Here is a 9,932-nt window from a genome sequence, read left to right on the forward strand (position 1 = left end):
CAATATGAAACGATTTTTGACACTTGTTTTACTTCTTATTGTGAGCTTAATGACTTTTGCTCAATCATCTTATGCTGCGGAAAAAAAATATGAAAGTTGGAATGCCATTGTTGATGAAATGGATGTGATTTTAAATGACGCTTATGATATCTATTTTATGAAAGATGCTGAGCGTGCTAAAGCGCAAGTCAATAATGCCTATTTCGGCTTTTATGAAAAGCATGGAGTAGAGCGAGCGGTAATGTCTTATATTTCAGGGAAACGAGGAACTGATACCGAATATCAATTTGCTAAAATCAAACGATTGATGAGCAGTGGGGCGCCTAATAAAGCTGTTCGTGTTGAGATCGATACAATTTTAAAAATGTTGCACGAAGATGCCAATGAATTGGATGGTAAAAAAGAGAGTGGTTGGAGTGTTTTCTTTGCTTCATTTATTATTCTATTTCGGGAAGGATTAGAAGCGATTTTAGTCATTGCGGCAATTTCGGCTTACCTTGTTCGTTCAGGCAATATAGCAATGGTAAAAGTGGTTTATATGAGCTCGCTTGCTGCTGTTTTTGTCAGTGTACTTGCCGCAATAGCGCTACGTTCTGCAATTAAAATCAGCGGCGCTAATCAAGAAATTATTGAAGGCTCGGCAATGTTGCTTGCGACAGTGGTGTTATTTTTTATTAGTAATTGGATGTTTTCTAAAGCCGAAGCTGAAACATGGAAAAATTATGTTCAAGGCAAAGTGCAAACAGCAATTTCGTCAGGAAGCCGCTTTGCATTAGGATTTGCTGCCTTTTTAGCTGTTTTTCGAGAAGGAGCTGAAACAATTTTGTTTTACCAAGCTATGTTAGCTGATACACAAGATCATATGGATAAGGTTTGGTATGGGCTTGCTGTTGGAACAATAGTTTTGGCGGTAATTTTTATGGTGATCCGTTTTGGTTCGCTCAAATTACCTCTTAAGCCATTTTTTATTGGTACTAGTGTATTAATGTACGTTATGGCCATTGCTTTTGCGGGTGGAGGAATGAAAGAGTTACAAGAAGCGGATATTATTTCAGTTACTCCAGTTGATTTTGTTCATTCTGTTGAAATTTTAGGTATTTATCCAACGCTCGAAACATTAATTCCACAAATAATTATGGTGTTAATTGTGGTGTTTTCAGTTATGTATTACACATTTGAACGTAGTCATAAAAATCACAAATTATAAAAAAATTCATAATATTAAATAATTAGAAATAATTATTAAAAAAGTCTTTAAAAACAAAGTGAAGGAGTTTTCAATGAAAAAATTAGTATTATCGGCGGGTATTGCTTCAATACTGGCTCTATCTTCATTTGCTCATGCTGCAGCGCCAGCGCCAGGTGAACAAAAAGGTTTTGAAGAGTTCCCTATTGGTGATGAAGTTACTGTTGGCCCATTACATATTGGTGCTGTTTATTTCCAACCTGTTGATATGGAACCTGCTGGTATGGGTGGTTTACCAGCTTCAAAATCAGACATGCATATTGAAGCAGATATTTCGGCAGCCGAAGGTAATAAATTAGGTTATGGCGTTGGTGATTTTGTTCCTTACTTAACAGTTAAATACAAAATCAAAAAAGAAGGCAGTGATAAAGTTCTTGAAGGTAACTTTATGCCAATGAACGCATCAGATGGTCCTCACTATGGTAATAACATTAAACTTGAAGGTGCTGGTAAATATAAAGTAACTTTTATTATTGAAAATCCTGAAAAACAAGGTTATTTATTACACGTTGATAAAGAAACTGGTGTAGAAGGTCGCTTCTGGACTAAACCGATTGAAGTTTCTTGGGACTTTGATTATATTCCGCGTGCATGGTAATTTTTTTTAGATACTAAATATAATTAATATCATAATTAATAGTCAGTTATGGTGAGCATTATGCTCACCAATAATATTTGCAATAGCTAGGCAATGAATATGCTTCAATACCTTATCAATATTACCGATAATACATTTGTTTCTGCCATGATAATGGCACTACTTAGTGCGACGATTGCCAAATCAATACCTAATTACAGTAAAAAAATTATTTTATTCGGTTTTATTGTGGGATTTATTGCTGCATTGGCCTATGCCGTTTTAAAACGTAATACAGGTTTTGCTGTTCGTGAATATTATGATCTTGGAGTGGTCATACCTTGGGTTATTATTGCTATACCGTTGATTATTGCTATTTGCTTACAAAAATCCACTTATAAGCGAACAGCTAAATTCTTTTTTACACTACTATTTGCACTCAGTATTGGTTTGATAAGCGCCCAGTGTTTACCTAATTTAATGCTCTATCCATTCGAATTTTCTGTCGGGATGGACTCTATTTTTAATCATGATTATTTGTTTAAATGGGTGGGCTATGGGGTTGCTCTATTAGTAATTTTGTTGACAGGGTTATTTGTTTATCATACTTGTGGCCGATTATCAGCGCGATTTGTATTTGCCATTACTTCACTGTCGATCGTTATTTTTACCCTGCAAAATAGTATTAACATTTTACAAATCTTAATTGTTAGACGCTTTATTTCATCACAACCATGGATGATGAAATTGGTTATTTTCATTCTTGGGCACGTTAACTTTTTTACTTTTATATTTATCGCTATTGTGCTTTGTTTAGCTATTGTTTTATATATCAAATCAAAAACAACCTCGTTAGTCGGTAGTAACCCTGCTCAAATTCGTAAACTTAAAGCCCAATTACGTAGTGATAGACGATGCGCTTTAATGATTATGGCAGGTACAGCGATCACTGCTTATACCGTAACTCGCGCTCGCTATATTTTTGAAAAAGGGGTAGAACTGACACCTGCTGAGCCAGTAACACCGAATACCGATAATTTAATTGTTATTCCCCTTGATAAAGTAAATGATGGCAATTTACACCGTTATGGCTATCAAGCCACGGATGGTACTTTAGTTCGTTTTATTGTTATTAAAAAAAGTGAAAATGCGTATGGCGTTGGGTTTGATGCTTGTGATATTTGTGGTGCAAGTGGTTACTACCAACGTGGAAATCAAGTAGTCTGTATTTTGTGTGATGTAGTAATGAATATTGCAACGATTGGGTTTTCTGGTGGGTGTAATCCTGTGCCACTTAAGTATGAAATTATTGACGGTAATATGGTGATTCGCCCTGCAAATCTTGAAGCAGAAAAAAACCGTTTTAAATAAAGGCGAATTAAAAGGAATAGATTATGTTTTGCAGAATGTTACTGAGTGTATTAGTTCGCCAAAAAAAGAAACTCTTTCTTATTGCTTTAACGGTTGCTTTAGGTGTTTCGCTTGCTACTGCTATGCTAAATGTAATGTTTGACGTAGGTGATAAGGTGAATCAAGAGCTAAAAGCCTATGGTGCTAATCTCAATATCGTTCCTCGTGGTAGTGCTGTCATTAATGAAATGTACCAACTTGATAACAATGATAGTGGGCAAGCTGTGCAGTATATTAAAGAAGAAGAACTTGTCAAAATTAAGATGATCTTTTGGGCTTATAATATTGTTGATTTTGCCCCTTTCCTAACAACTCAAGCGACATTTCATGATAAGCCAATTACGGTGGTAGGTACTTGGTTTAATAAACACCTTAATATTCCAACAGGTGATCAGGTTGATACGGGCATGTTAGCTATGAAATCATGGTGGACCATTGAAGGAAACACCATGACTGATGATAATTTGCAAGGAGCTATGGTGGGTGAATCTGTAGCCAGACAATGGAATTTAAAGCTGGGCGATACCATAGATATTATCTCAATGCAAAGCCACAAAAAGCTTACACTCACAGTGCACAATATTTTTCATAGCGGAGGTGTAGAAGATACGCAAATTTATTTATCATTGCCAGTTGCACAAGATCTTGCTGAGAAAAAAGGGCTAGTTGAACGTGTTGAGGTGAGTGCATTAACCACCCCCGAAAATGAATTAGCGCGCAAAGCGGCGCAAGATCCTAATAGTTTATCTAGAACTGAGTGGGATACATGGTATTGCACAGCTTATATCAGCTCAATCGCTTATCAACTTGAAGAATTAATGCCTGATGTTAGAGTTAAAGCCATTATGCAAGTGGCTGAATCTGAAGGTTCGATTTTACAAAAAACACAATTACTAATGTTATTACTCACCATTTTGTCATTGATTTGTTCGGCGCTAGCGATTTCCAATTTAGTGACAGCTAACGTTATCGAGCGTAGTACCGAAATTGGTTTATTAAAAGCATTAGGTGCAACAAATATGGCAGTATCTTTGCTCATTTTTACTGAATTATTCCTTATTGCTTTTTTAGGTGGGGTTTTGGGATATTTTATCGGCATTGGTTTTGCTCAAATTATTGGTTATACAGTATTTGGGGCATTTGTTGAACCCAAAATGTTGATTATTCCATTAACCATAATAATGGTCTTTTTAATTACGCTCTTGGGTAGTTTACCTGCACTTCGGATGATGATGTTTTTACGCCCAACTGATGTATTACATGGTAGATAAAGTGAAAGGAAGTTTCATGATCAATAAAAATAGACGCTTTATAATTAAAACCGTGTTAAGTTCACTTATCCGTCGTCGGTCTCGTATTACCATCGCTTTGCTTGGCGTTGCTATTGGTGCAACAGTGCTTCTTGGTATGATCACACTTTGTTATGATATCCCAAGGCAAATGGGACAAGAGTTCCGTTCCTATGGTGCTAATCTTCTATTGTTACCTGCTAATAACCAGCCAACGGTAGCAATGACGGATGTTAATAACGCAGTGAGTTTTTTACCGAAAGATAAATTACTCGGCGTAACCCCGTTTCGTTATGCGTCAATTCGCAGTAATCAGCATCCTTATACTATTGTGGGCACTGACTTTAAACAAGTAACAAAAACTAGCCCTTATTGGCACATTGAAGGCGCATTGCCACAAAACCCACATGAAATAATGATTGGTATTGATATTGCTAATTTTGCTAACTTAAGCGTTGGTGGTACTATGCCAATTTCAGGTAAATCTAAGCAAAATTCACGTTTTGATGAGGATCTAAAAATAACTGGCATTGTTAAAACAGGACGAGCCGAAGATGGTTTTATTTTTATTGATTTACATGATTTACAAAAACTATTAGAAGAAAATGAACAAGCCGAAGTGGTTGAAGTAAGCATTACGGCGACTGAAGCTGAGTTAAAGCAGTATATTGAAAATATCAAGCAACAATCCACTACAATAACACCGCATTTGATCAAATGGGTGACAAAATCTGAAACATCGGTACTTGGCAAATTGTCCTCATTACTTTATTTGGTCACTTTTGTGGTATTAGTACTAACGATGATTTGCGTGGCCACAACAATGATGACAGTGGTAATGGAGCGTCGTAAAGAAATTGGGCTTAAAAAGGCAATTGGAGCTAATAACCAAAGTATCGCCAAAGAATTTTTAGCTGAAGGGATCGTTTTAGGTATCCTTGGTGGCATTATTGGTGCAATTTGTGGGCTTATTTTTGCACAAATCATTAGTACCAATGTGTTTGGCCGTTCAATTATTATTGAGTTTTATCTGATTCCAACCACAGTTATTATCTCAGTGATAGTTACGGTAATTGCGTGTTTAATTCCAGTAAAACGAGTACTACAAGTCGAACCTGCGTTAGTTTTACGTGGCGAATAGGATATAAAGTATGAATATACTCGAAGTAAATAATGTGTCTAAAATTTATGGTTCACTACATGCACTGTCTGAAGTAAATTTAACAGTTGAAGAAGGTAAATGGCTATCAATTATGGGACCTTCTGGTAGCGGTAAAACAACTTTGATGAATATCATTGGTTGTATGGATAAACCTTCACTTGGTTCGGTTATTTTAGACGGGCAAGATATTACTCAGCTTTCTTTGTCACAATTAACTGAAATACGTCGAGACAAAATAGGTCTAATCTTTCAACAATTTCACCTAGTATCGTATTTAACCGCACTCGAAAATGTCATGCTTGCTCAGTATTATCATAGTATGGTCGACGAAAAAGAAGCCATGCAAGCGCTTGAACGTGTTGGGCTTGCAGCTCGTGCTAAACACTTACCAAGGCAGTTATCAGGTGGCGAGCAACAACGTGTTTGTATTGCTAGAGCATTGATTAATTATCCAAAATTAATTTTAGCCGATGAACCAACGGGTAATTTAGATGAAAGCAATGAAGCGATGGTCATGAATTTACTGCATCAACTGCACGAAGAAGGCAGTACAATCATTGTGGTTACTCACTCACTAGAAGTGTCAAAACATGCACAAACCACCGTAGTACTAGAGCACGGCAAAGTCGCGCGTGTAATTAACAACTAACCAACAAAAGGTTGTCGTATATGAAAAACCGTCTTATTTCATCAAGTACCTTTATTATTATTGGCGTATTAATTATCTTATTTCCATTATATATATTGCCAGTTTGTCCACCGCCAGAGTCTGTTGTAACACCTGTTGACACTATGAGCCATAGTATGAGTAATGCAATGAACGGTGTTAGTGGTGAGCTTGCACATAGTGGACATATGCACGCTAGTACAGGAAAAATTATGAAATGTTTTTGGACAGCAAGAGCCGAAATAGGGATCGGTTGTTTAGTGATAGTCATCGGTGCATTACTACTGATTAGTCGTACGGCTTTTATTCGAATGGGATTAAGCATGGCGACAGCTTGCATATCGTTGTTAGCCGCTGCAATTCCAACGATCCTAATTGGCGTTTGTTCTAACGAAATGATGCGGTGCAATATGGGCTCTAAGCCTGCCTTAGTATTATTATCGGGTTTATTATTTATTGCCTCAGCAGTTAATATTTATTATTTAAATAAAAAAACAAAAAATAGATAGCCTTTGTTAGCAAACAAATACCATATTTATCTTTACCTGATATAGGTAAAGATAATATTCAAATCCAACAAGCAGGAAAGTCAATATGCACGAAAAACCGATTACCATGGCAAATTTAGCATGGCGAAATATTCAGCGGCGACCATTTAGAAGTTGCTGTTTGATTATCATCATTACGCTTTTTTCGGCAACGCTGTTTGGTGGAAGTATACTGATGAAAAATCTCAGCCTTGGTATTTCAGGCATGGCTAACAGGTTAGGGGCTGATATTCTTATTGTGCCTAATGGTTACGAAAAAAATATGGAAGTTGCCTTATTGCGTGGTGAACCGAGTACTTTTTATTTAAAAGTAGATTTGATTGATAAAATAAAAGGTATCAAAGGGATTGAGGCCATTTCACCTCAGCTATTTATTGCTTCATTAAATGCAGGATGTTGTTCGTCTAAAGTCCAATTAATTGGTTTTGAACAGCATACTGATTTTATAATTAAGCCTTGGTTACAATCACAACTTTCAGAGCCATTGACTGATAATCAAGTCGTTGTTGGTTCTAAAATTAGTTCTAATGTGGGGGATGAAATCTTATTTTTTAATCATCCTTTTAAAATTATTGCTAAAATGGATAGCACAGGGATGGGATTTGATACCTCCGTCTTTATGACTATGTCGGCAGCCCAATCATTAATGAAAAATGCAAAATTAATTGAAGGGGATGTTGACCATTTTGCTGATTATGCCTCGTCGATTTTCATTAAGGTCAATTCAGATTATCAACCTAAAGATATTGTTAATCAAATTATGCCCAGATACGCCATTGACTATAATATTGACTTTATTATGACCAAAAGTATGTTAAGTAATATATCAAAATGGTTAACAGGCTTTTCAACCATTGTATATAGCCTATCGGCTATTTTTTGGGTTTTAGCTATTATTGTGATTTTTGTGATATTTTCTTCAAGCTTAAATGAACGCAAGCGTGAAATTAGCTTATTACGAATATTAGGCGCTTCACGACGTGATTTAGTCAAAATGTTGCTTCGTGAATCTTTAATTATTAGTGCATTAGGTGGAATTAGTGGCATTGTTATCGCCTCGGTATTACTTTATGCATTTAGCTTATTGATCTGCCAATCTATTGGTTTGCCGTGTGTAAATATCTCACTATTTAATGCATTATTATATGCAATTGTTGTTTTTATTCTTACGCTAATTATAGGACCTTTATCAAGTTCCTATAGTGCCTTATCAATGACTAAATTTGATACTTATAGCACCCTTAGAGAGGGCGAATAATGTTACTGAATGTTAAAAACCTACGCAAAGATTACACCAGAGGACAGCAAACCTTTTCAGCTGTGAATAATGTTAGTTTTTCAATGACAAAAGATGACTTTATTTGCATTATGGGAAAATCAGGCAGTGGTAAAACCACTTTACTAAATATGATTGCTGGGTTACTTACGCCAACACAAGGAAAAATCACCATTAATAATACAAATTTGTTTGAGCTTAATGATCAGCAAGTATCCGCCTTTCGCAATCAGCATATTGGTTATATTCCTCAAGGTAGCAGTTTACTGCCTAATTTAACCGCAATTGATAATATTCGACTGCCTTTTTATTTAACCAAGCGAGCAAATCAAAATTCCCTAAATGAAGCCAAAAGTCTGCTTGAAAAAGCTAAAATAAGCCATTTGCAAGATGCATATCCAGCTAATATGTCGGGCGGTGAAATGCGCCGTATTGCGATATTGCGAGCACTGATTTGTAAACCACAAATGATTATTGCTGATGAGCCAACCAGTGATCTTGATGAAGAAAGCGCGACCGAAATTATGCAACTACTGTCAGAAATTCATCAACAAGGTACAGCATTATTAATTGTCACTCATGATCATGATGTTGCTTGTTATAGCCAAAAAATCATGAAAATGTCAGCAGGGCGATTTATTGACTAATGGGTTTATTTATTAACTAAATTATTATATTAAAAGTGGATTACAACCCATGTCGATCATAATTTTATTGAGTTTTAATAATGGCAACCCAACTAATGAATTAATATCATCACCTTCAAGTTTATCAAACAGGGTGATGCCCAGTTCATCACATTTAAAACTACCAGCACATTGTAGTGGCTTCTCTTTGCTAATATAGGCATCAATTTCTGAATCAGTTAAATGCCGAAAAGTTACCTTAAATGGTTCGCAAATAGTGGTTTGTTGTTGTGTTTTGGTATTAATTACTGTCATACCTGTATAAAAATAGAAAGCTTTACCGCTGCTTTGTCGAAGCTGTTTACGGGCATTATCAATTGTATGCGGTTTGCAAACAATATTACCGTCTAACACACCAACTTGATCAGAGCCAATAATTAAACTATCAGCAAACTGCATAGCTAATGATTGGGCTTTAAGTTTAGCTAGGCGAACCACCAATTGCTTAGCTGACTCACCTGCTAGTGGTGTTTCGTCACAAATTGGCGGCACACACTCAAAAGGGATAGCTAATTTTTCAAGCACTTTTTTACGGGATACAGATGTTGATGCTAATATGATTCTCATTTTAATTATCTCTTAAAATCCAAGCTGAAGGATGCGCATTAAAACCGATATGGCCATAATAATCAACTATGTGCTCTAGCTAGGTTTTTATATTAAATTGATAGATAATACGATTCATGTTGATCTCCATCATAAAATGAATAAAAAATAATTAAAGATTAAAGTTAAAATGAGTATCATACTAGCTAGGTAAAACCTATTTTAGCTTCACTGTGATCCTCGCCAAAATATTAGACAGTGCCCGCCTCTATCATTTTTTCGTTTTGGTAATATTGTTGTTCATATTGCTGCGGTGATACCCAGCCATTGGCTGAATGACGGCGTATCCGATTATAATAGATTTCAATATATTCAAATAGTGCTTGATTAGCCAACTATCTCGTTTTGTAGGGGCTGTTGATCTTTGCTGTACATAAATCACTCAACAATACATTGGCAGCCACATTAACATAAATGCCAGTGATACCATACTGGCATAATTCCTTTCTAACTTATCGTATCGAG

10 protein-coding genes and 2 pseudogenes are annotated in these 9,932 nt (G+C 35.9%); 9 read left to right on the forward strand and 3 right to left on the reverse strand.

Annotated features, from left to right (window positions below; translation table 11 throughout):
• Positions 1 to 4 precede the first annotated feature (4 nt).
• The 9 genes from GQ590_RS02470 to GQ590_RS02510 all read left to right on the forward strand — a co-directional run bounded on the left by GQ590_RS02470 (position 5) and on the right by GQ590_RS02510 (position 8,822).
• Positions 5 to 1,207 carry an FTR1 family protein gene (locus GQ590_RS02470; RefSeq protein WP_160406077.1) on the forward strand — a complete coding sequence of 401 codons (1,203 nt, stop codon included), beginning with the start codon at positions 5 to 7 and terminating at the stop codon, positions 1,205 to 1,207.
• Positions 1,208 to 1,280: 73 nt separating this feature from the next.
• Positions 1,281 to 1,844: an iron transporter gene (locus GQ590_RS02475; RefSeq protein ID WP_160406076.1), complete on the forward strand. Its 564-nt coding sequence runs from the start codon at positions 1,281 to 1,283 to the stop codon at positions 1,842 to 1,844.
• Between the two features lie 99 nt (positions 1,845 to 1,943).
• Positions 1,944 to 3,194: a Fe-S-containing protein gene (locus tag GQ590_RS02480; RefSeq protein ID WP_160406075.1), complete on the forward strand. Its 1,251-nt coding sequence runs from the start codon at positions 1,944 to 1,946 to the stop codon at positions 3,192 to 3,194.
• A gap of 23 nt (positions 3,195 to 3,217) precedes the next feature.
• A complete protein-coding gene (locus GQ590_RS02485) occupies positions 3,218 to 4,504 on the forward strand; it encodes an ABC transporter permease (protein WP_160406074.1) in 1,287 nt (428 codons plus the stop codon).
• Positions 4,505 to 4,520: 16 nt separating this feature from the next.
• Positions 4,521 to 5,663 carry an FtsX-like permease family protein gene (locus GQ590_RS02490; RefSeq protein ID WP_160406073.1) on the forward strand — a complete coding sequence of 381 codons (1,143 nt, stop codon included), beginning with the start codon at positions 4,521 to 4,523 and terminating at the stop codon, positions 5,661 to 5,663.
• Between the two features lie 10 nt (positions 5,664 to 5,673).
• Positions 5,674 to 6,333 (forward strand): ABC transporter ATP-binding protein, encoded by a 660-nt coding sequence (locus GQ590_RS02495; protein ID WP_065576050.1) that lies wholly within the window; start codon positions 5,674 to 5,676, stop codon positions 6,331 to 6,333.
• Positions 6,334 to 6,353: 20 nt separating this feature from the next.
• Positions 6,354 to 6,860, forward strand: a complete 507-nt coding sequence (locus GQ590_RS02500; protein WP_160406072.1) for a DUF4418 family protein — start codon at positions 6,354 to 6,356, stop codon at positions 6,858 to 6,860.
• Between the two features lie 85 nt (positions 6,861 to 6,945).
• Positions 6,946 to 8,157 carry an ABC transporter permease gene (locus tag GQ590_RS02505; protein WP_160406071.1) on the forward strand — a complete coding sequence of 404 codons (1,212 nt, stop codon included), beginning with the start codon at positions 6,946 to 6,948 and terminating at the stop codon, positions 8,155 to 8,157.
• The gene (locus GQ590_RS02510; protein WP_160406070.1) at positions 8,157 to 8,822 is read left to right on the forward strand and encodes an ABC transporter ATP-binding protein; all 666 of its coding nucleotides are present in this window, start codon (positions 8,157 to 8,159) and stop codon (positions 8,820 to 8,822) included. The genes GQ590_RS02505 and GQ590_RS02510 overlap by 1 nt, the downstream gene beginning before the upstream one ends.
• Positions 8,823 to 8,846: 24 nt before the next feature.
• Here the strand turns inward: GQ590_RS02510 and GQ590_RS02515 are convergent, their stop codons facing one another.
• From GQ590_RS02515 to GQ590_RS02525, 3 genes and pseudogenes are all read right to left on the reverse strand, one after another.
• Entirely contained in the window at positions 8,847 to 9,428 is a 582-nt protein-coding gene (locus tag GQ590_RS02515; protein WP_160406069.1) for a nucleoside triphosphate pyrophosphatase, read from the reverse strand.
• A 230-nt stretch (positions 9,429 to 9,658) separates the two neighbouring features.
• Positions 9,659 to 9,793 (reverse strand): annotated as a pseudogene (locus GQ590_RS02520) (IS3 family transposase); the annotation flags it as partial.
• Between the two features lie 56 nt (positions 9,794 to 9,849).
• A pseudogene (locus GQ590_RS02525) lies at positions 9,850 to 9,932 on the reverse strand (IS5/IS1182 family transposase); the annotation flags it as partial.

The sequence above is a fragment of the Gilliamella sp. Lep-s35 genome, assembly GCF_009795845.1.
Classification (GTDB): Bacteria; Pseudomonadota; Gammaproteobacteria; order Enterobacterales; family Orbaceae; genus Gilliamella.

Bases quoted from the DNA above. Each gene is read 5' to 3' on its own strand.
- GQ590_RS02470 (WP_160406077.1), top strand. From the start codon at position 5: ATGAAACGATTTTTGACACTTGTTTTACTTCTTATTGTGAGCTTAATG.
- GQ590_RS02475 (WP_160406076.1), top strand. From the start codon at position 1,281: ATGAAAAAATTAGTATTATCGGCGGGTATTGCTTCAATACTGGCTCTA.
- GQ590_RS02480 (WP_160406075.1), top strand. From the start codon at position 1,944: ATGCTTCAATACCTTATCAATATTACCGATAATACATTTGTTTCTGCC.
- GQ590_RS02485 (WP_160406074.1), top strand. From the start codon at position 3,218: ATGTTTTGCAGAATGTTACTGAGTGTATTAGTTCGCCAAAAAAAGAAA.
- GQ590_RS02490 (WP_160406073.1), top strand. From the start codon at position 4,521: ATGATCAATAAAAATAGACGCTTTATAATTAAAACCGTGTTAAGTTCA.
- GQ590_RS02495 (WP_065576050.1), top strand. From the start codon at position 5,674: ATGAATATACTCGAAGTAAATAATGTGTCTAAAATTTATGGTTCACTA.
- GQ590_RS02500 (WP_160406072.1), top strand. From the start codon at position 6,354: ATGAAAAACCGTCTTATTTCATCAAGTACCTTTATTATTATTGGCGTA.
- GQ590_RS02505 (WP_160406071.1), top strand. From the start codon at position 6,946: ATGCACGAAAAACCGATTACCATGGCAAATTTAGCATGGCGAAATATT.
- GQ590_RS02510 (WP_160406070.1), top strand. From the start codon at position 8,157: ATGTTACTGAATGTTAAAAACCTACGCAAAGATTACACCAGAGGACAG.
- GQ590_RS02515 (WP_160406069.1), bottom strand. From the start codon at position 9,428: ATGAGAATCATATTAGCATCAACATCTGTATCCCGTAAAAAAGTGCTT.